Annotated in this window: 24 protein-coding genes; 13 read left to right on the forward strand and 11 right to left on the reverse strand. The window is 31.6% G+C overall.

Going from position 1 to position 22,018, the window contains the following annotated elements:
* The 5 genes from HUE53_RS04100 to HUE53_RS04120 form a co-directional block, all read right to left on the reverse strand.
* Positions 1 to 531: a coagulation factor 5/8 type domain protein gene (locus tag HUE53_RS04100; RefSeq protein ID WP_014166319.1), complete on the reverse strand. Its 531-nt coding sequence runs from the start codon at positions 529 to 531 to the stop codon at positions 1 to 3.
* Positions 532 to 561: 30 nt separating this feature from the next.
* Complete coding sequence (locus tag HUE53_RS04105; protein ID WP_014166320.1) at positions 562 to 1,350, reverse strand: hypothetical protein; 789 nt, start codon at positions 1,348 to 1,350, stop codon at positions 562 to 564.
* 117 nt (positions 1,351 to 1,467) lie between these two features.
* A complete protein-coding gene (locus HUE53_RS04110; RefSeq protein ID WP_077225574.1) occupies positions 1,468 to 1,983 on the reverse strand; it encodes a hypothetical protein in 516 nt (171 codons plus the stop codon).
* Between the two features lie 20 nt (positions 1,984 to 2,003).
* Positions 2,004 to 2,645 (reverse strand): hypothetical protein, encoded by a 642-nt coding sequence (locus HUE53_RS04115; RefSeq protein WP_192188723.1) that lies wholly within the window; start codon positions 2,643 to 2,645, stop codon positions 2,004 to 2,006.
* 12 nt (positions 2,646 to 2,657) lie between these two features.
* Complete coding sequence (locus tag HUE53_RS04120; RefSeq protein WP_192188724.1) at positions 2,658 to 3,284, reverse strand: ribosome-inactivating family protein; 627 nt, start codon at positions 3,282 to 3,284, stop codon at positions 2,658 to 2,660.
* Between the two features lie 448 nt (positions 3,285 to 3,732).
* On the opposite strand from HUE53_RS04120, the gene HUE53_RS04125 reads away from it, so the two are divergent.
* A complete protein-coding gene (locus HUE53_RS04125; RefSeq protein WP_060383200.1) occupies positions 3,733 to 5,190 on the forward strand; it encodes a M28 family metallopeptidase in 1,458 nt (485 codons plus the stop codon).
* A 160-nt stretch (positions 5,191 to 5,350) separates the two neighbouring features.
* Here HUE53_RS04125 and HUE53_RS04130 read toward each other — a convergent pair whose 3' ends face one another.
* The 5 genes from HUE53_RS04130 to hpt form a co-directional block, all read right to left on the reverse strand.
* Entirely contained in the window at positions 5,351 to 6,619 is a 1,269-nt protein-coding gene (locus HUE53_RS04130) for a M43 family zinc metalloprotease (RefSeq protein WP_192188725.1), read from the reverse strand.
* Positions 6,620 to 6,655: 36 nt separating this feature from the next.
* Positions 6,656 to 7,663, reverse strand: coding sequence for a GTPase ObgE (obgE, locus tag HUE53_RS04135; protein WP_192188726.1), 1,008 nt, complete (start codon positions 7,661 to 7,663; stop codon positions 6,656 to 6,658).
* A 65-nt stretch (positions 7,664 to 7,728) separates the two neighbouring features.
* Positions 7,729 to 8,961, reverse strand: coding sequence for a hemolysin family protein (locus tag HUE53_RS04140; protein WP_014166327.1), 1,233 nt, complete (start codon positions 8,959 to 8,961; stop codon positions 7,729 to 7,731).
* A gap of 174 nt (positions 8,962 to 9,135) precedes the next feature.
* Positions 9,136 to 9,708 carry an adenylate kinase gene (locus HUE53_RS04145; RefSeq protein WP_014166328.1) on the reverse strand — a complete coding sequence of 191 codons (573 nt, stop codon included), beginning with the start codon at positions 9,706 to 9,708 and terminating at the stop codon, positions 9,136 to 9,138.
* 37 nt (positions 9,709 to 9,745) lie between these two features.
* Positions 9,746 to 10,279: a hypoxanthine phosphoribosyltransferase gene (gene hpt, locus HUE53_RS04150; RefSeq protein WP_014166329.1), complete on the reverse strand. Its 534-nt coding sequence runs from the start codon at positions 10,277 to 10,279 to the stop codon at positions 9,746 to 9,748.
* 700 nt (positions 10,280 to 10,979) lie between these two features.
* Here hpt and HUE53_RS04155 point away from each other — a divergent pair.
* The 12 genes from HUE53_RS04155 to HUE53_RS04210 all read left to right on the forward strand — a co-directional run bounded on the left by HUE53_RS04155 (position 10,980) and on the right by HUE53_RS04210 (position 20,247).
* Positions 10,980 to 12,137: a 5-(carboxyamino)imidazole ribonucleotide synthase gene (locus tag HUE53_RS04155; RefSeq protein WP_107317639.1), complete on the forward strand. Its 1,158-nt coding sequence runs from the start codon at positions 10,980 to 10,982 to the stop codon at positions 12,135 to 12,137.
* Between the two features lie 7 nt (positions 12,138 to 12,144).
* Positions 12,145 to 12,630 (forward strand): 5-(carboxyamino)imidazole ribonucleotide mutase, encoded by a 486-nt coding sequence (gene purE / locus HUE53_RS04160; protein WP_077225577.1) that lies wholly within the window; start codon positions 12,145 to 12,147, stop codon positions 12,628 to 12,630.
* A gap of 231 nt (positions 12,631 to 12,861) precedes the next feature.
* Entirely contained in the window at positions 12,862 to 14,889 is a 2,028-nt protein-coding gene (locus tag HUE53_RS04165; protein ID WP_014166334.1) for a M3 family metallopeptidase, read from the forward strand.
* 11 nt (positions 14,890 to 14,900) lie between these two features.
* Positions 14,901 to 15,566, forward strand: coding sequence for a SanA/YdcF family protein (locus HUE53_RS04170; protein ID WP_014166335.1), 666 nt, complete (start codon positions 14,901 to 14,903; stop codon positions 15,564 to 15,566).
* 74 nt (positions 15,567 to 15,640) lie between these two features.
* Complete coding sequence (locus HUE53_RS04175; RefSeq protein WP_014166336.1) at positions 15,641 to 16,144, forward strand: GbsR/MarR family transcriptional regulator; 504 nt, start codon at positions 15,641 to 15,643, stop codon at positions 16,142 to 16,144.
* Between the two features lie 57 nt (positions 16,145 to 16,201).
* Positions 16,202 to 16,927, forward strand: a complete 726-nt coding sequence (locus HUE53_RS04180) for a YqjF family protein (protein WP_192188727.1) — start codon at positions 16,202 to 16,204, stop codon at positions 16,925 to 16,927.
* Entirely contained in the window at positions 16,914 to 17,270 is a 357-nt protein-coding gene (locus HUE53_RS04185) for a hypothetical protein (protein ID WP_077225579.1), read from the forward strand. The genes HUE53_RS04180 and HUE53_RS04185 overlap by 14 nt, the downstream gene beginning before the upstream one ends.
* 6 nt (positions 17,271 to 17,276) lie before the next feature.
* Complete coding sequence (locus tag HUE53_RS04190; protein WP_192188728.1) at positions 17,277 to 17,657, forward strand: hypothetical protein; 381 nt, start codon at positions 17,277 to 17,279, stop codon at positions 17,655 to 17,657.
* Positions 17,658 to 17,704: 47 nt separating this feature from the next.
* On the forward strand, positions 17,705 to 18,610 hold the full coding sequence (locus HUE53_RS04195; protein WP_192188729.1) for a TIGR01777 family oxidoreductase: 906 nt from the start codon (positions 17,705 to 17,707) through the stop codon (positions 18,608 to 18,610).
* A 41-nt stretch (positions 18,611 to 18,651) separates the two neighbouring features.
* On the forward strand, positions 18,652 to 19,035 hold the full coding sequence (locus HUE53_RS04200; protein ID WP_014165862.1) for an ISAon1 family transposase N-terminal region protein: 384 nt from the start codon (positions 18,652 to 18,654) through the stop codon (positions 19,033 to 19,035).
* Between the two features lie 34 nt (positions 19,036 to 19,069).
* Positions 19,070 to 19,987 carry an ISAon1 family transposase gene (locus HUE53_RS04205; protein WP_454951484.1) on the forward strand — a complete coding sequence of 306 codons (918 nt, stop codon included), beginning with the start codon at positions 19,070 to 19,072 and terminating at the stop codon, positions 19,985 to 19,987.
* 59 nt (positions 19,988 to 20,046) lie between these two features.
* Positions 20,047 to 20,247: an SRPBCC family protein gene (locus HUE53_RS04210; protein ID WP_014166341.1), complete on the forward strand. Its 201-nt coding sequence runs from the start codon at positions 20,047 to 20,049 to the stop codon at positions 20,245 to 20,247.
* Positions 20,248 to 20,556: 309 nt separating this feature from the next.
* On the opposite strand, the gene HUE53_RS04215 is transcribed toward HUE53_RS04210, so the two are convergent.
* Positions 20,557 to 22,008, reverse strand: coding sequence for a S1C family serine protease (locus tag HUE53_RS04215; protein WP_065213054.1), 1,452 nt, complete (start codon positions 22,006 to 22,008; stop codon positions 20,557 to 20,559).
* Between the last annotated feature and the right edge of the window lie 10 nt (positions 22,009 to 22,018).

Here is a 22,018-nt window from a genome sequence, read left to right on the forward strand (position 1 = left end):
TTAATTACATGTTTTAATTCCTGAACCGATCACTACTCCTTCAAACTCCATTTCAGCACAACTAGTAAAATTACCGTATGCTTGAGTTACTTCAAATTTAAAAATTGTGGGATTATTAATAGGTTGTGATAAATTAATAACTTTATCCATATTATCCGCAATCCAAGTAAATTCTCCGTTATTTCCGCCTGGTAAAGGGATAAAAACGGTAGGAGCATTTGCAAGACTATAGGATATATTTACTTTGGTAAAAATTCCATTTAATCCTAAACGCCTAGGCTTATAAATTACTTTACTAACACTAGAGCAGGTGTTACTCAAATAAAATTGTAGAGTATTAGGCACTCCACTAATAGACCATTTAGAATGATAGGCAGAATTTACATCTTCATCATAAGCATAATCTAAATTATTAGGAGCTTGAACGGACTCTCCTTCAACAGTAGCGGTTGCGTACACTACTGGAATTCTTGACTGGGCTTGCAATATAAACCCTGTAAGAATAAAAAATAAATAAAAAAATAATTGCATATAAATTAGGTTAAATTTAGTTTATTGGGGTTAATTTAAGGAGCATGTGGTTGATATTACATTACGCGCTTTTAAATCTTCTATTAATGCTTTATCAATTTCTACATACAAATTGTTTTCTGGAGTATTTACAGGCGCATTTTTTACAGGAAAGCCTTGTAAAAACATATAGTAGGCTAGTTGAACGACAGTAGTTGAATATTCAATATGGGGATTTATAGAGGCATAACTGCATTTATCCTTTATATAGGCTTTCACTTCAGGCTTCAACTTTGTGCAAACATCTGTTAAACTAACAATTTTTTGCATCTGTTCTGTTCGTTTAGTATTTTCTGTTGGATCCATCCATTTGGCTTGTCTTAAATTTTCATTTAATCTTACTCCATCAGCAACGTACTGCGGAACAACTGGATTATCTTTTATAGGTGATTTGTAGTTAACAAAATCTTGAAGTAAATTTTGATTAACTGAAACATGTATTAACTCATGTAAAAGAGTACCCGCACTGTTTTTTGAATAACCAATGGTATAACTTTTAGGTAATCCTATTTCGGTATCGTATTTACAAATTGTAGATCCTCCTTGTCGTGTATCTTCTCTGTTTAAAGAAGTAACTAATTCAATATTTCGCAAAGCATCCTTAATAGCAATAGCTAAATACGGATTTGAAACCGCAAAACTATGGCTTTTCAAAACGCGTATATCACGTTGAACTTCTGGATCAATAACTTCTTTTTTGCACACATTTTTAAATGCAAAAAGAGAAAAAACACTCCCTAAAAACAAGGGAATTGTAGATTTAGGTAAAATTTGATTCATTTTATATTTTTTTTTAACATAATATTATAAAGTTATAATTGATTTTAAATATTCACAAATAAAATCTAATAATTTTTTCTATATTGTCTAAAAAATCAATTTTTTTTATAATATAGTTCAATTTTTAATAAATATATTATATATTAAATTTCCTCCTTCATACGGAAAACCGGTAATTCTGGGGGGATTTGACTGATAATCTACGCATTTTAAACTTGGATTGATACCGTTATTATAATATCCACTATCACGGGTAACTACCACCATGTGACCACTACCTCCTTGACGTGTATAAGCTAATCCTACACTTTGCCCATTAGGTAAAGTAGAAAGAAGACAATAGGCAGTAGCTTCATCTAAGCCTGTAATACACCGAACACTAACTCCTGCATTTCTAAATAAATCTATAATTTCATCTATTTGTGCAGTATCTTGTTGCATTATACCTGTTGATGCTACTAAATCTGTAACTGTTGTGTTTAGCAATGCTGCAGTAGAACAGTAATAACAATTTTCATTTAAACAATAACTATTCGTTGACTTTATGGGATCCATAACAGGATAAAACCCTTTTTGAGCTAAGCCCAAAAAAGAAAAGAACAAGAAAAACAAAGTAGTAATAAACTTTTTCATAAAATTATACATAGTAAAAATTAAAAAATAATACAGCGTTCTCTCCTTCTATCATTTACCTCTCTTCTAATATCTACTTTTAATCGTATATCATCTAGTTTATCAAATTCCTCAATAGCTTTTTTTTGCTGTTCACTTAATTTGGGTTTTGTACACTCAGGACATACAAAAGTATATAATGACTCTCCACTCCGGAGTTGGTGATCTAAGACAGGATTTTGACCTTTAGTTCTAGTTACTAACTCATTCATCCAATCTTTGGCTGGAAGACAAATAATATCTTCATCTAGTGGATCTACTCCTCTAAATTGTTTGTGAGTTGGATCTAGTACCAATTCTTTGCCTTTAAAAATTATTGTTACAGCAGTATGATTAAATGATTCGTATTGAGGATAACGCCATTTCCAATAAGCAAAAGTAGCCCCCTCACCAACTGAAAAACCTTTTGAAGATAATAGCATTTTAACACGTATAACATCAACACATGCCCCTCCATTAGTGGATATAAATTCTTTTATTGCATCTTTTGCTCTGTCTAGATATTGCCTTAACTCTTCCTTTTGCTGTTCCGTTTGCAAATTGGAAGATACAATAGCAAAACGACTGCAAGGATCTTGTGAAAATCCTTTTATAAAAAACAAAAACAGTATATAAAATTTCATAGATTTAAAAAATTAAAAATTATTATCTCCTAACAAAGTTGTATTCCATCTTTTTATCATATCATAACGAGTTGACGCATCAAATGGAGTAGAAGTTCTTAACATATTATATACATCTGTTTCAACAGACTTAAAACGGGAAGCCTCACAAGTAATGATGATGATTTTAGTTAATGCAGAAGATAATGCAGAAGATATTATTGTACCTTTAAAATTACTTATTGTTCTAACTAAAGTCTCTAACTCAGCTTTATTAATAATTGGCAATGAGGAAGCATGACCTAAACTTCTATAAGAACCATCTACTGGAAGACTAACACTATTGACCCCTTTTAATTCAGGATTTGGGAAAGGTTCTATATTGAATAAATAATCTCTTCCATCTCCTCCCTTAAATCCTATGACATACAATGAAGCGTTTGGGGCGGGTATGCAAGCCCTACTTTCAAAAGCTGCATTAAGGTACAGAAGGCAACTGGCTTCATTAATCTTTACTTTAACTTGTAAAACATTCGGAACATTTGCATTTCCTCTAAAAGCATCTCTAATATTTTGAATATTAGAATTATAAACAGTATGTTCTAGATTTAGATCAAAAACTCCTAGAACTCTACTTTTTTTCAGATAAGATTTATCCAATTGATAAATCTTTTTTTGATAATTTACTTTTTTTTTCGTTGAATCCTAAAAAAACAAGAGATAAACAAGAAAATAATAATGGTTTTAACATATATTTAATATTTAATTCAAAAGCAATATAAACAAAAATACTTATTGTTTAAATAAATAAAACCAAATATTTATTTTTTACCAAAAAACACAACTAGAACTTTCTTTTATAACAACAAATATGTGTTTTCAGTAAATAATCTTTAAAAAAGCAAAACGCAGTTTAATAAAAACCATTTAGATTTAACGATCGGCAACTGAAAAGACTTAATTACAGGCTTGTATTAAAAAATAATTCTTTTGTGTTTTATTTCTAATTACATTTAGACATTAAAAACGATCTTTTCTTGATCTAATATTTAACGGTTTAACAGAATTATTTAAAAAACATATATTTTAAATTCAATTACAAATAGAGATGAAAAAAATCTTATTGATTTATTTAGCCGCTTTAACGGCACAGGCACAAGATTATAAGAAGCCCTTAGTAGAAGCCCTTAAAGAAAAAGATCTTCGAACGGATATGTACCAATTAGCTGGGGATCAATTTTTGGGACGAGAGGCTGGTACTTTAGATGAACTAAAAGTATCTACTTGGTTTGTTAATAAAATGAGAGAAACAGGTATGCAACCAGCTGGAGAATTTGGCACTTATTATCAATTTTTTGACATGTATCGTCATCAAATAAGTCCGAATAGTTATATAAAGATAGGTAATAAAAGTCTTAATATATGGAAAGACATATTAGTAGCGGATGTGGTAAATGCTGATTTTAAAACGGCTATTGTATATGTAGGCAAGGCGGAACCCGATGAATTAGCTACGAAGAACATTCAAGACAAAATCGTTGCAATTGAAATTTCTGACACCAATATTGATAAAGAGATGACTTTATTTGAACGTCGTTATCCTGGTTTTATTAAAACAAAATATTACAACCAAGTAAAAAAATTAGGTGCTAAAGGAATTATATTTATAACAGACGCCATTTCCGAAAAAAGTTGGACAGAAGTACTCCCTCAAATGACACGAGGTATATATGGTATAGAGGGATTACGAGATAAAGTTGAAAACACTCTTCCTTTATTTTGGATTAAAAGATCCAACAAAGAATGGTTAACTCAAAATCCAGAAATAGAAATTCGTCTAGAAACGGAAACGTATCAATATCCATCCGTTAACCTAATCGGAAAAATAGACGGAACAGATCCTCTGCTAAAAAACGAATATGTATTAATTAGCGGTCATCAAGATCACGATGGTATCCGACACGTAGTAATGAATGACAGTATATATAATGGAGCGGATGATAATGCAAGCACTTGTGTTGCTATGCTTGCAATAGCTAGAGCGTATCAAAAGCAACCTTCAAAACGCAGCCTCTTATTTGTATTTCATGGTGCAGAAGAACGAGGATTATTAGGTTCTCGATATCATACTCAACACTTAATGGTTCCTAAAGACAAAATAGTGGCTGTATTAAACGGCGATATGATTGGGCGTAATAATTTAGATGAGGCGGCTTTATTAGGAGGAGAAAGTCCTCATAAAAACTCTGATGATTTAGTTAAAATGGCTATTGATGCTAACAACGAAAGTACCCGTTTTAAATTTTTAAAAGATTGGGATTTACCTGAGCATCCTGAATATTTTTATTTTAGAAGTGATCATGCTCCTTATGCTCGAATGGGGATACCTGCTATTTTTTTTACTTCTGTTTTACATCATCAATATCACACACCGCAAGATGAATCAGAAAATATCAATTTTAAAAAATTATATAAAATGACGGAGTGGATGTACAGAACTTCATGGAAAGTTGCTAACGAACCTAAACGTCCAAAACTTCTTGATAACTTTAAACTTGAACGATAGTTTTATACAACGAGACTGTCCAAAAAGTTCGCAATCTTGTTCATTTCGACCAAAGGGAGAAATCACATAATATTGATTATGAGACTCCTCCTTACCGGAGTGACAAACTGCATTTTGATTTATTACTTTTTGGACAGCCTCTTTTTTTTTTTAATGTATCTTATCGTTTGTTTACTTTCTTTATTATTTCTTCATTATCAAATCTCATAATTATAAAATAAACTCCAGAATCTAAGAAAGACAAATCGTGCTTTTCTTCTATTTCTACTTGGGTATCATTTATTTCATAAACAATTCTACCTATACGGTCTACTACTTGAAGGGTATATAAAGAGGGTGCCTTTTCAAAGGTTATATTTAATATATCATTAAATGGAACTGGATAAATATTAAAATCTTTCTTTGTTTCTACATCATTCACAACTACAGGAGCTTGACCAAATACATCTTTAACAAATTGAGATGATATCAAATCATAATAGGTTTTCATAGCAGCGGCTTGTTGTTGTGTAAACATATACATACAAGGATCATCTAGATAATCCATATAGTTCATGGTTAAAGCTTTTTCATTTGGCTCACAACCAGGAACTGATCCTGGTTTAAGACAACCAAAACTTGCGTTACCCACTTTTGGTGTATCTGCTATACCATCATCACCAGTTGCACAACCTTTACCATCACCGAAAGTATGTCTTAAGTTAAAAAAGTGTCCTAATTCATGCGTCAATGTTCTTCCTAAATCATTATTTTTCACAGGTACATACCCTGGACATCCTAAACCACTACCAAAACAAAAAGTATTTATGACTACAGTATGACCTTGTGATGGTCTTCCTCCCAAAACAGAATAGCCTAATATTTGCGAATTATCTTTTTTAGGGATTTGACGAACTACTAAATTCATATATCCCTTCCATGTAGGATCTGAATCAGAATCATTTAAAAAATCTGTACCAAATGTAATCGCTGGAACGCCATCTACTAATCCTGATTCTTTGGGATGATTTTTCGTAGCTAAAACAAATTGAACATTCATTTTTCCGTTCAAAGTATTAGGATACATACGCGCATCAACGCTCCACTTTGAAAGGTCTTTATTCTCCGCATTATAATCCGCGTTTAATATATCTATTTGGCTTTGTACTAATCCTGCTATACATTTTTTATCGTTTTCAGTAGGAGATGTAAACATTGGAAAGTGAACTGCTACGGGTATTTTTATAGGTTCAGCTAGTTTATCTTCTGTTTTTCCTTCTCTAGTATTTTTTAAAAGTCTTTCCTTAAATTTAGTTTGCAATTTATAATGATCTATTTTGTTTTTTGGATCTTTTAAATATTCCTGCATATAGGATTCCGTACCACATTTTCTATCTTGAGCAAACCCTAAGACAGAAATTACTAAAAACAACTTGAAAATTATTTTCATCACTTAAATAATATTATATTTTACCTTTTAAAAAAATTAATTTACAGAGTTAAGCATCTTCCATAACTTATCTTTTAACTCTAGCATTCCTTGTTGCGCTACAGAAGAAATAAATAAATACTCAATACTTTTAAAATCTTGATCCAATTGTACTTTCATTTCAGCCTTTAACTCATCATCTAACATATCGCATTTAGAGATTACGACCAAGCGTTCTTTATCTAAAAGTTCTGGATTATATCTACGTAATTCATCAATCAATATATCGTATTGAGCTTTAATATCGTCTGCATCGGCTGGAATTAAAAACAACAGAGTAGAATTACGTTCAATATGACGTAAAAAATAATGTCCTAATCCACGTCCTTCTGCTGCTCCTTCTATAATTCCTGGAATATCAGCTATAACAAACGATTGAAAATCACGATATGCTACAATTCCTAAATTAGGTTTTAATGTTGTAAAAGGATAATCTGCTATTTTAGGTTTCGCAGAAGTTAATACAGATAATAATGTAGACTTCCCTGCATTAGGAAAACCAACCAAACCTACATCGGCCAATACTTTTAGTTCTAAAACGACATCAATTTCATTACCGGGCATCCCTGGTTGAGCATACCTTGGAGTTTGATTAGTAGCACTTCTAAAATGCCAGTTGCCTAGTCCTCCTTTACCTCCTTTTACAAGAATTTCTTTTTGCCCATGCTCTGTTATTTCAAACAATACTTCATCTGTATCTTTATCTTTTACCACAGTTCCTAACGGCACTTCTACAAATTTATCTTCGCCATCATGTCCTGTAGAACGTGAAGAACCACCATCTCCTCCATGACCTGCCTTAACGTGTCTTAAGAATTTCAAATGAAATAACGTCCATAGATTCTTATTACCTACTAATATAACGTGTCCTCCACGTCCCCCATCTCCTCCATCAGGCCCTCCTTTTTCAATAAACTTTTCTCGATGCAAATGAGAAGATCCTTTTCCTCCTTTACCCGAAGCTACATATATTTTTACGTAATCTACAAAATTCCCTTCTGTCATTTCTTTCTAATTTACAATCATAGTCTTAATTCCTAGCCAATATAGTTAGAAACTAAGACCGAACTCTAATTTATTTCTTTTAATGAACGAACAATTACTTTATCTATTTTTATCCCGTCCATATCTATTACCTCTAATTCCATTTTATTCCAGATAAGTTTTTCGCCTACTTTAGGAATAGAACCTAACTCAGTCATAATCAAACCACTTACTGTTGTCACTTCATAATCATTGATTAAATCATCCATGTCAAAATAAGTTAAAAAGTCATGCAAAGAATAATGTCCGTCTACTAACCAGCTTCCATCTTCTCTTGCTACTAACTGAAATTCTTCTTCATAAAACTCAGCTGCGTCACCTACCAATGCTTCTAAAATATCATTAAGAGTAATTATACCTTGTAGTACCCCATATTCATCTGTTACAAAGGCATAATGTACTTTTGTCTTTTTAAAATTTTCCAAGGCTTTATAGGCTGATGTATGCTCTATAAAGTATACAGGTTCTTTGGTGATAGAACGCAAGTCAAAATTTCCTCCTTTTTCAAAATTCACAAAAAGGTCTTTCAAAAAGACTACGCCCACCACATTGTCTAAATTATCTTCACAAACAGGATATATAGAGTGTAATTCTTCTAAAACTTGGGATTTCAACTCATGTATTTGATCTTCTAATGAAAGATAAACCACCGATTTACGATGTGTCATCAAGGAGTTTACTTTTCGATCACCAATATGAAAAACACGTTCTACTATATCTTGTTCGATTTCTTGTACTTCTCCCCCTTCTGTACCTTCTTTTATAATTGCTTTGATTTCTTCTTCGGTAACCTTTCCATCTGCTGTTGGCTTTATATTAAGAACTTTCAAAATAAACTCAGTAGAACTGGTTAATAACCAAATAAAAGGAGCTGTGGCTACTGAAATCATTTTCATAGGTACAGCCACGGATTTAGCAATTGTTTCGGGGTAGTTTAAACCAATTCTTTTAGGTAATAATTCGCCTAAAACCAAAGAAAAAAAAGTTAACCCCATTACAACCACTCCAGTACCTAGACTTTTAGAGTACGGCTCAGTAATAGAATAAGTAGCAAAAAATTCTTGCACATCATGTGTAATTTTATCTCCTGAGTAAATACCTGTTAAAATTCCTATTAAGGTAATTCCTATTTGTACTGTTGATAAAAATTTATTGGGTGAATTAGCCAGATCTAATGCTGTTTTCGCACTCGTATTGCCTTTTTTGGCAGCGGTTTCTAACCTATTTTTTCTTGCTGATATGAGTGCGATTTCTGACATGGAGAAAACTCCATTTAACAGTATCAGCAAGAATATTATGACTATTTCCATTAATTATATTGGTTTGATTTGTTTAAGGTTTTTAATCCATAAGTTTTTCTAAAATACAACATTCTACATACAAATATAACACCTTATTATTTAAACTTAAGAGTTAAAACCTAAATCTAAATCTTATAAATTTTCTATTACTGAGCTTAATCGTTGCGTAACCTCTTCAATTGTACCAATACCATCTACAGCATGAAACCTTCCTTTGTTTTGATAATATCCAATTAAAGGGGCTGTTTTTTCATTATATTCTTGGTAACGATTTCTAATCTTTTCTTCATCTTGATCATCTGTCCGTCCTGAAGTTTTACCGCGTTCTAGTAAGCGTTGTACTAAAATTTCATCATCAGCCTCTAAAGCAATAGTAGCTGTAACCATTTGATCTTTACTAGTCAAAAAAACATCAAGTGCTTCTGCTTGAGCAATAGTCCTTGGAAATCCATCAAATAAAAAACCAAATGAATTCGGATTTTTTTGAACTTCAGATTGTAGCATATTAATAGTAACATCATCTGGTACTAAATCACCTTTATCTATATAAGACTTAGCTAACATTCCTAATTCCGTCTGATTTTTAATATTAAAACGAAAGATATCTCCAGTAGATAAATGAGTTAAATTGTATTTTTTTGTTAAAAATTCAGCTTGAGTCCCTTTTCCTGCTCCAGGTTTTCCGAAAAGAACGATATTAATCATTTTATTCTAAATTTTTTATATTGTTAATTTTGTATTACTATTCTGCTAACTGGTACACTTCTTTTAAATTCCTACCTAAACCATCATAATCCAATCCATAACCTACAATAAACTTATTAGGGATTCTAATTCCCACATAATCTAATTTGATGTCTTTAGTATAAGCTTCTGGTTTAAAAAATAAAGTAGCAATCTTTAGCCTTTTAACTCCTTGGTCCTTAAAAATATTTTTCAGTTCCTCCACCGTGTTTCCTGTATCTACAATATCCTCTACTATTATCACACTTCTTCCTTGTAGATCTTGATTTAAACCAATTAACTGTTTTACTTCATGAGTAGTATTCGTACCTTCATAAGATGCCAATTTCACAAAAGAAACTTCACAAGAAGAATCATAATGCTTCATCAAATCCGACAAAAACATGAACGAACCATTAAGCACTCCTATAAAAACGGGCACCTCATCTTGAAAATCATTTTTGATTTGCTGGGCTAAATTACCTATAGCGAAATCAAGTTCTTCAAACCCGATAAATGGTTTAAAATACTTATCGTGTAACTTAATCTCCATATTTTGTGTTGTTTTAAAAAAATAAACGGCAAAGATAATATAAAGATTTTAGATATTAGTTTTTTACTCCTTAAGTTTTTATCTACTTTTTTGAACTAATGTTTTAACCATTTTTACGACTTACCACACCAATGTACCTTTAATTAATTTCACTACAGTTCAATAATATTATTTCTGTTTTTTTCAATCATTGAATTCAAGCAACAAATAGAATTTGAATTATATTAAAACCAACTTAATCCATGAACCTTTATTTTTTTCTAATTTATAGTATAGTCATGAATATTTTTAATCTTCTCCTAAAGTTAACTATTCCCTTTCAAAAAACGAGCATGCTGAATAACAAATAAAACAAATTCAAAGAACCTTTATAAATTAATCAGCAACCAAAAAAAAAGGCACAACAAATTGATTAACAATAACTTAAAAACAACTCCGAATTAAAATAAATTTTAACAAAATATACGGTTTTCCCGTATATTTTTTAACAGATTTTTCTCTAATTTTGAATCAAGCAAAACAAGTTAAAAAACTACAAATAAACACCCTACTTATTCCAAAAGCGTACTTTTAACCCAAAGTCGTCTTTCATTAAAATACCCTTCCCAAACGGGGTATTTTTTTTTGTATTAATACCTCATATTGATCCCTTTTTTTGAAAAAATAGTATCTTTGCGCTACACACAACACAACAACTACAATGAACTATTATTTTTCTTCCGATTATAAATTGGGAATATTAGGAGGTGGACAATTAGGTAAAATGCTCCTATGTGAAACACGAAAATTTGACATTCAGACATTTGTTCTAGATCCTAACGAAGAAGCTCCAGCAAGAATAGGATGTGATAAATTCTACCAAGGCAGTCTATTGGATTTTGACACCGTTTATCAATTCGGAAAAAAAGTTGATTTATTAACCCTTGAAATAGAACATGTAAACCTAGAGGCTTTAGAAAAATTAGAAGAAGAAGGCTTAGCTATTTATCCATCACCTAAAACCCTGCGATTAATTCAAAACAAAGGACAGCAAAAGGATTTCTATTCAAAAAATAACATTCCTACTTCAGTATACCAACGTTTTGTTGACATTACTGATTTAAAAGAAGCTATTAAAAAAAATGAATTAGAGTTTCCTTTTGTCTGGAAATCAGCTCAAGGTGGTTATGATGGAAATGGCGTAAAAATTGTTCGTTCCAGCATAGATTTACTTGATTTACCTGAAGTAGAATGTTTAGCGGAAGACTTAGTTTCTTTTAAAAATGAGTTAGCGGTAATAGTTGCTCGCAATCCTAAAGGAGAAATAAAAACGTATCCCGTAGTTGAAATGGAATTTCACCCAGAAGCCAATCAAGTAGAATACACCATTTGTCCTGCTAGGATTGACGATACTGTGGCACAAAAAGCACGCGAGGTGGCTTTAAAGGTTTCAGAAGCGATGAACCACGTGGGCTTGCTTGCGGTAGAGATGTTTCAAACAGTAGATAATGATATTCTTGTAAATGAAGTTGCTCCTCGCCCACACAATTCAGGTCATTATAGTATTGAAGCAAGTTATACCTCACAATTTGAACAGCACCTGCGGGCTATTTTAGATTTACCTCTAGGCAATACAAATAGTAAAGTAGCTGGTATTATGGTAAATTTAGTTGGAGAAGAAGGCTATTCTGGACAAGTAGTCTATAAAAATATCGGACAAATAATGGCAATAGAAGGTGTGACTCCTCATATTTATGGAAAACGCGAAACACGACCTTTCCGTAAGATGGGACATGTAACGATAGTAAATGAAAACATGAGTGAAGCAAGAAGAATTGCTGAAGAAGTAAAAAATAATATTAGAGTGATTAGTCAATAAAAAAATAATGAATAAAGTAGCCATCGTAATGGGAAGCATCTCTGACATGCCAGTCATGCAGGATGCCATAAACATATTAGCAGAATTTGGAATCGAGACAGAAGTTGACATCGTTTCGGCTCACCGCACCCCTGAAAAATTGGTTGATTTTAGCAGCAATGCACACAAAAGAGGCATTAATGTAATTATTGCAGGTGCCGGTGGAGCAGCGCACTTACCAGGAATGGTTGCTAGTATGAGTCCATTACCAGTTATAGGTGTACCCGTAAAATCAAGCAATTCAATTGATGGATGGGATTCTGTTTTATCTATCTTACAAATGCCAGGCGGGGTTCCTGTTGCCACAGTAGCCTTAAATGGAGCTAAAAATGCAGGTATTTTAGCTGCACAAATTATTGGTGCACAAAATCAAGACATTTTAAAAAGAATAATTGATTACAAAGAAGGTTTAAAACAAGCGGTTTTGAATGCCTCAAAAAATTTAAAAAAATAATAGAATCCCGAGTAAATCGGGATTTTTTATTTAGGATATTTTCTATTTTAGCAAAAAGAAAAAGATCCAGTGGTATTTAGAGATTTAAAGTAACATGAATACCGATTGAGTTAAATCAATATTCAAATTTTAAACATCATTAGATTTTTAGCACTTATCTCTAAAATCAAGACACAAAACATAATAACCTTTTACTATATAACACAAAAAATAGACAAAATACATAATTTTATGAAAATTCTCATTAATAAATTTGAAACAAAACACAATACAGCTCCTTTTAATTCAATAAAAATGGAAGATTACAAACCTGCCATAAAAGAAGGAATTGAACTAGCAAAAAAAGAAATCAATACAATTATTACCAATCCTGAAACTCCTACTTTTGAAAACACCATTGAAGCTTTAGAGTTTTCTGGACAAACACTCGACAGAATTACTAGTATCTTTTTTAATTTGAATTCTGCCGAAACTTCTGAAGAAATGCAAAAAATAGCACAAGAAGTATCCCCTCTTTTAACAGAGTTTGGTAATGACATTACTCTAAATACAGATTTATTTAATCGCATCAAAAAAATTTATGAACAAAAAAACACTTTAGTACTAACTACAGAACAAAGCACTTTATTAGATAAAAAATACAAGAGTTTTACACGTAACGGGGCTTTACTCTCTGAAGAGAAAAAAGCACGCTTACGTGAAATTGACACTGAATTGGCTAAACTAAAACTAGTTTTCGGGGAAAATGCTTTGGCTGAAACCAATAATTATGAACTCCACATCACTAACACAGAGGACTTAAAAGGACTTCCCGAAGACACTATTGAAACGGCTCTGGCATTAGCTAAAAGTAAAAATAAAGAAGGCTGGCTTTTTACTCTAAATATGCCAAGCTACTTACCTTTTGTTACTTATGCTGAGAATAGAGAATTACGCACAGAATTAACAATAGCCTATGGCAAAAAATGCTTTCAGGACAATGAATACAATAATGAAGCTATTGTAATTAAAATTGCAAATCTAAGACATGAGCGAGCGAATCTGTTAGGCTATAAAACGCATGCTCATTTTGTCCTTGAAGAACGCATGGCACAAACCCCTGAAAAAGTAAAATCATTCTTGAATGACTTATTAACCAAAGCAAAACCTGCCGCGGAAAAAGAATTTAATCAATTAGCATCCTTTGCTAAAAAAATTGACTCAGTAGAACAATTACAAAAATGGGATGGTGCTTATTATGCTGAAAAGTTAAGACAAGAACTTTTCAACTTAGATGACGAAAAATTAAAACCCTATTTTGAACTTCAAAATGTACAAGCAGGTGCTTTTGAAATTGCGAATCGATTATTTGGATTAACTTTTACCGAAGTCTTCGATATTGACAAATACCATGATGAAGTTCATACTTTTGAAGTTACAGATGAAAAAGGGGACTTAGTCGCTGTTTTCTATTCTGATTATTTTCCTAGAGAAGGAAAACGAAATGGAGCATGGATGACCTCTTTTAAACACCAATATATTCAAAATGGAGTAAACGAACGTCCTCATGTTTCCATTGTGTGCAATTTCACTAAACCTACCCCTACCAAGCCTTCATTGCTCACTTTTCAAGAAGTAACTACCCTATTTCACGAATTTGGACATGCTTTACATGGCATGTTAGCAAACACAACTTACCCAAGTCTGTCAGGAACCTCTGTTTATTGGGACTTTGTGGAATTACCAAGTCAAGTAATGGAAAATTGGTGTTATGAACCAGAAGCCTTGGCTCTCTTTGCGAAACATTATGAAACTGGAGAAGTGATCCCACAGGAATATGTAGATAAAATTAAAGAAAGTGCAAGCTTTTTGGAAGGAATGGCAACATTACGACAATTGAGTTTCGGTCTTCTAGATATGGATTTCCACGGGCAAAATCCATCTGAAATCAAGTCGGTAAAAGAATTTGAAAAACAATCTATGGCAAATACAATGCTGTATCCTGATGTAGCAGAAAACTGTATGAGTGTTTCTTTCTCTCATATTTTTCAAGGTGGCTATTCATCAGGATATTACAGTTATAAATGGGCAGAAGTCCTAGATGCCGATGCTTTTGCTTATTTCCAAGAAAATGGTATTTTCAACAAAGAAGTAGCGGATAAATTTAAAAACTACGTTTTATCACAAGGAGGTACAGATCATCCTATGACGTTATACAAAAAATTTAGAGGTCAAGAGCCTAAACCCGAAGCTTTGTTGAAGAGAGCGGGACTTTTATAATTTAACACGCAATGATCTTCAAAAAATATAAAAAAATAGCGTTTTACAGTTTTACGCTATTTACGGTAGCTATTCTGACAGTAAATCTATATATCAAATCAATTACTGAAAAAAATATTTACAAATCTGAAAGAAACATCCCCACCACTAAAGTGGGGATTATTTTCGGTGCTGGAATAAATGGTAATAATCCAAGTAAATATTTAAAAGACCGATTAGATGCAGGCATACATCTTTACAATGCAAACAAAATACAAAAAATTTTACTCTCTGGTGACAATGGAAGAGAAGAATATGACGAACTAACTGTCATGAAAAATTATTGCTATCAGCACGGGGTGGATACAACAAAAATTTATATTGATTATGCGGGTTTCGATAGCTATTCGACTTTGTATAGAGCAAAAAAAATATTTTCAATAAGAAATGCTGTCCTAATATCTCAGGAATACCATCTAAACAGAGCTATTTATATTGGTAACCAAATTGGAATTAATTCCATAGGTTACTCTGCCAATAAAGGTCTGTACAAAGGATACAAATATGTTTGCTTTAGAGAATATTTTTCAAGATTCAAGGCATTTATAGACGTGTTACGAAATAGAAAACCTAAATTTTCAGGAACTCAAATACCTATAGATGGCGTTTCAAATTATAGCAAAGAAGATAAGAGGTAACTTTTAAAATTGCCTCTTAAAATAAACTTTCATTTTTTTTTGAAAGTTTAAAAACATTTTTATACCTTTGGGGTATGGAATTCAAAGAAGCAAAAAATAAGTTTGTACAAACCTGGGGGGCGTTAGGTTCTCAGTGGGGTATCAACAAAACCATGGCACAAATTCACGCCTTGTTGATGGTATCTAACGAAGCTGTTTCTATGGAAGACATTATGGAAGAGCTACAAATTTCTCGTGGAAATGCTAGTATGAATTTACGTGCCTTGATGGATTGGGGCATTGTATACAAAGAATACAAAGCAGGTGAAAGACGTGAGTTTTTTACTGCCGAAAAAGATTTAGATGAATTAGCGGTAAAAATATCACGTGAACGAAGCAAAAGAGAAATTAAACCCGCTTTGAAAGTACTCAAAGAAGTGTCTTCAATTGACGCAAATACATCAGCTGAAGAAAAACATTTTGTAGATCAAACCACAAAACTATATGACTTTGTTCTTAAAGCTGATAATGTTTTGGACAAAATCACAGAATACAAAGACAATTGGTTGGCTCAATTGTTAGTTAAATTTATGAAGTAAAAAAATTTAATCAAAACTTTCATTTTTTTCTGAAAGTTTAAAAAAAATAATAACACTATGAACTTCTTAACCGCGCAATGGAAAAACTTGGTAATGGCAAATTATATTGTCCAACCAGATGTCTTACAAAAATACCTTCCAGCTGGCACCGAATTGGATTGTTTTAACGGGAACTGCTATGTGAGTTTGGTTGGATTTATGTTTGAAGAGACTAAAGTTTTAGGACTTAAAATTCCTAATCATACCCATTTTGAAGAAGTAAATCTTAGATTTTATGTAAAACGCTTTGAAAACGGCGAATGGAGACGTGGTGTGGTTTTTATCAAAGAAATTGTTCCGAAAAGCGCCATTACTTTTGTTGCTAACACCTTATATAAAGAACATTATGAAACCCAAATTATGAATCATAATATAAAATTAGAAGCTGATATTTTACATGTATGCTATACCTGGAATCAAAAAAATAGCACTAACAAAATTGAAGTAAATGCTTATGATTTCTTGTCTCCATTAGATCCAAACAGCGAAGCTGAATTTATTATGGAGCATTATTATGGTTACACCAAATATGCTATAAACACTACTTACGAATACGAAGTACAACATCCTAAATGGGAACAATATACCATCAAGAACTACACCATTGGAGTAGATTTTGAAAAAAATTACGGAAAGGAGTTTCGCTTTTTAAATACAATGAAACCAAGTTCTGTCTATCTAGCCAAAGGTTCTGCAATTACCGTAAAAAACAAAAGAAAAATGAATATTTATGATCCCTTTTAATTATAATCTGATTGGTTATACCTTTTTTTTAATCATAATCATTTTTATCATAGTTTTCGTAGGCAAAATATGTTACAAAAACGGAAATCTGTATGTCAACGAATTAATTCCTAACCACGCTAATTTATGTATACAAATAAACAAAACACTTTTAGTTGGCTACTATCTTGTAAACATAGGGTACAGTGCCATGACACTTATTGGATGGAATGAAATTATAACCATCCAACAACTCATAGAAACACTTGCCCTAAAAATTGCAACCATTGCCTTTATACTATCCTTCTTACACTATTCAAATCTTTATATACTAACAAATTACGTTCAAAAATTAATTAAATAAATCATTATGGAAACTTCAAAAATTTTAATCGGTTATGCCATCTATTTACCAATTGTAATTGTCTTAACTTTTTATGTATCTAAAACATTATTCAAAAATGATAAGACCTTTATGCTCGATATTTTTAGAGGCAGAGAAGAAATTGCTACTGCCACTAACAAACTATTTGAAACAGGTTTTTATCTCCTTAATTTAGGGTATGCTTTAATGATCCTTGAAATCAATCTTTACAAAAACACCTACCAAGAACTCATTGAAGAATTAAGCTATCAAATAGGAGGATTTTCAATTTATTTGGGTGTGATGATGTTCTTCAATCTGTACCTGTTTTTTAGAGGAAAAAGAAAATCGAAAGAAGCAAGTTTGAATAATCCAATAACAGCATAAAAAAGCGCCTATCAGATAATTTGCCTGACAGGCAAAACAATATAATTATGAAAAAATTAGTCATTGCCGCCGGCACAGGATTTTTAGGAAAGGTCATTATAGATTATTTCCAACAAAAATGTACAGAAATCATCGTCTTAACTAGAGGAAAATCAAGACAAGAAAACAATATATGTTATGTGCACTGGAACGCTAAAAGTTTAGGTGGATGGGAAACTGCATTAGAGAATGCTGATGTATTGATTAATATGGCAGGCAAATCGGTTGATTGTAGATATAATGAGAAAAATAAAAAAGAGATTTTGCTTTCTAGAATTAAAAGTACAAAGATCCTAAACGAAGCCGTTTCACAATGTCAAAATCCGCCTAAACACTGGCTAAATTCATCTACAGCAACTATATATAGACATTCTGAAGATAAGCAAATGGATGAATATACTGGAGAGATAGGCAATGACTTTTCGATGAATGTCGCACAAAGTTGGGAAAAAGCCTTTTTTAAAACCGAAACCTCACAAACAAAAAAAACAGCATTGAGAACCTCTATTGTGTTAGGTAAAAAAGGTGGTGCTTTCCCTCCTATTAAAAATCTTGTGCAAATGGGATTTGGTGGCAAACAAGGAAATGGCAACCAATTTATAAGTTGGATACACGAAAAAGATTTTGCCCGAGCCATAGAGTACATCATCAATAAGGAAATCACAGGCAAAATAAACCTAGTATCTCCTGAACCTATCCAAAACAAAGTCTTTATGAAAACGCTTCGTAAAGAAATGAAAATACCTTTTGGTGCTCCGCTAGGCAAACGAATGTTAGCATTTGGCGCAAAAATCATAGGCACTGAAACTGAATTGGTTTTAAAAAGCAGAAATGTAATTCCGAAACGATTACACGAAAATGGATTTAGATTTAGGTATTCTGAATTACAAGGCGCATTAAAAGGGCTCACATAAAAAATATGGGGAGTAATTGTAAATTGCGACAAAAAAAGTAAATGGATTTTTCGATACTTTCTGCTTTTCTACCCGAAGAATTATTATGTCATTTTGATATTGTTGATTTTATAGAATTAGGAGATATTCAAACAAAAAAGGATTGCTTTTATATCTATCTTGATGAAAAGAACATTATTCCCGAAGGTTTCATTTCAGAGGAATATGAGTCAAAAGGCTTTTGTGAGCGTACTTTGATACAAGATTTTCCAATACGAGGAAAGGCTGTTTATTTAGGTATCAGAAGACGTAGGTGGCGAAATACAGTAGATAAGTCAGAAATTAAAAGCGATTATTCTTTTATTGCAGAAGGTTCCAAATTAACTGTTGAACTTTCGGATTTTTTAAAAGGTACAGGTAGAGACCCGAGAAGATACGATAAGTAACATTGCCAGTTATTATGGCATTAAAGCTGATTTACTGCGAAGACATTACAAAAAAAGAATCAGTGGTTTTACAAGTTGGAAACAGTTAGAACATGCCGAAAATTATCTGATTTACCCCGAAAATATTGGGGAGAATTTAAGTATTGATGAAGTAAGATTGTCAAAAGGTGAACTGTATACTTTTGTAACCAATAAACAAGGAAGAGGCAAAAAGAAATCCTTAGTGGCGGTTATAAAAGGCACCAAAAGTCAGGACATTATTGATGTGGTTACTAAAATTCCACTTTCGCATAGAAAACAAGTAAAATCGATAACACTTGATATGGCAAACAATATGCAATCAGCATCAAGAATGTGTTTTCCTGAAAGTTACCTTGTCACAGACCGTTTCCATGTGGTAAAGTTGGTAATGGAAGCTCTCCAGCATTTAAGGATAAAATATCGCTGGGAGGAGATTGAAAAAGAGAATCAAGCTATCAAAAAAGCAAAGGAGCAAGCAATAAAATACATTCCAATAACTTTTGAAAACCAAGACACACCCAAACAACTATTGGCTCGATGTCGTTATATCATTGCCAAGAAACCCAACCAATGGACAGAAACCCAAAAAGTGCGAGCCCAAATATTGTTCCAACATTATCCTCTAATACATCAGGCATATAAACACACCCAAGAGTTTAGAAATATTTATGAATACACCTCAAAAGAAGAGGTTAAACAAAAAATATTGAATTGGATATCCAAAACCAAAGAATTAAAAATGACTGTCTTTAATACCGTTGCCAATAGTTTAAATTATCATTTGGAAACAATTGTAAACTTCTTCATAAAAAGACATACAAACGCAAATGCTGAATCCTTTAACTCAAAAATAAAACTCTTCAGAGCTAATCAAAGAGGTGTGATGGATACTAAATTCTTCCTCTTTAGAATGGAGAAACTTTTTGCTTAATCCCCAAAAAATTAATCTGAGCCATTAAAAGAATTATTAACCAAATAATAAAACTTAAAATGACCACAATCCATCTAAAAACCATTATCAATGCAGAAATAAAAGTTGTATTTAATACGGCACGAAATTTAGATTATCATAAAGAATCATTCTTTTTTACCAAGGAAAAAATTATTGCGGGAAGATCAAGCGGACTTATTGAAGAAGGTGAATCGGTTACTTGGCAAGGGAAACATTTTGGATTCTATCTTATCTACTAAAGTTTTATAATTCAAATGAACAAATATGATTCCTTTACTTATGAAATCATAGAAGATCATTTCATAAGTAAAGGAATCATCATCCGTTTTAAGTTATTTACATTCTGGAATTTAAATGTTTTTTTGGCAAACATTTAGGACACTGAACAATTCTTTTTTTAATTACTACTACAATAGCATACCTCTTAAACAAACGGGATATTATAGATAATAATTATGTAGAATTATCTGATGTTAGAAAATAAAACAAAAACTAAATACTATATACACTACTAAACTTTTGTGTTTTGAAAAAAATAAAAATGAGTTTTACGGCAATTTCTTAATATTAAGCATTTTTAAAGCATAATTGATATCAATAGCAAATCCAATTCCATTTGTATTCGCTTGATTCATTTTAAGTGTATTGATAGCGAGTACTTCTCCAAATTTATTTATTAATGGTCCTCCACTATTCCCAGAATTTATACTTACATCACTTTGTATAAAATCTACACCGTTCATTTTTCTATAATTACTTACAATCCCTTTGGTTACAGATTTTTCTAAAGTTTTATCGAGAGGCGTACCAATAGCAAAAACTTCTTGTCCAATTTTTTTAAAATCTTTTTTTACTATTGGTAGTCCTTTAGATTTATGATCTATTTTCAAAAGAAGCAAATCAACATTTTTGTTAGATTTTACAACCTCAGCTTTGATTCTTTTGTTGTTGACGGTTACAAAATAATCATCAATAATTGAACCTATGTGAAAATTAGTTAAAATATACCCTTCATTATTGATAAAAAATCCACTACCAAAAGTATTTCCAGATTCAATGGTAACTACCGAATCTAAATATCCGCTTATTTCATTTTCCTGATATTTTTCTTCAGATAATATGTTAATATTTAACTCATTGCCTATTGTTTCTTTTAAATAACTATTTTCAATTTCAAGGAACTTTTGGTATAAACCTTCATTTTTTAAAAGTTCTAATTGAGAAAAATAAACTAAATCATGCAATAGTAAATTATAATTATTTTTCAACCTATATCCGTCTACTTTTGTATCATAACTAAATTTTGGATTGTTTAAATCATTTCGATCAAAAACGAACCATTCTATCTCAATATGGTAATTTCCAACGTACTCACGTAAAATCTTACCTTTCAGATTAAAGTCTAAGTTTTTTATAATAGGTTTTAGAATTACTCTTGGCTCTAACAATAAAGACTTTTCTTCTTTTTCTTTTTCTTGATCGAAAAAAACAGGTTGAACAAATGTATCTCCAAAAGCTTCAAAGATTCTATTTTCAAGATTCGTAGTATGACCTAATAGAAAATTTATATTCTTAGATTTTAAATATCTTTTAGATTCATTTACTGTGCCTATCAATTCGTTTTCATCTATCTTGTAAGAAGGATTGGCAAATCCAACAAAAATCTCACCTTTTTTTTCAGTTCTATAAGGAATCAAATTAAAAATGGCTGTATTATTGTTTATATTTATATAAAACTTATCTGGATTGGCAAAACAATTTTGAATTTCTTCATTTTTTTCATCATTCTTAATCTCTAATGTTAGTAATTTGAAATTTTCTTTTTTTATTTTCAAAACAAAACTTCCGTTCTTAGTAATTTCATAAGGGGTCTTTCCGAGAAGCGTGTTGTTTTCATCATAGACTAAAGCATCCGATGGAGACACATCTATCATCTTTGATTGAGCATTTACAATAATAACATTAAAAAAACACACTGCTAATAGAAAATTCTTATACATTCTTTTTATA

Source organism: Flavobacterium columnare (genome assembly GCF_014844295.1).
GTDB lineage: Bacteria > Bacteroidota > Bacteroidia > Flavobacteriales > Flavobacteriaceae > Flavobacterium > Flavobacterium columnare.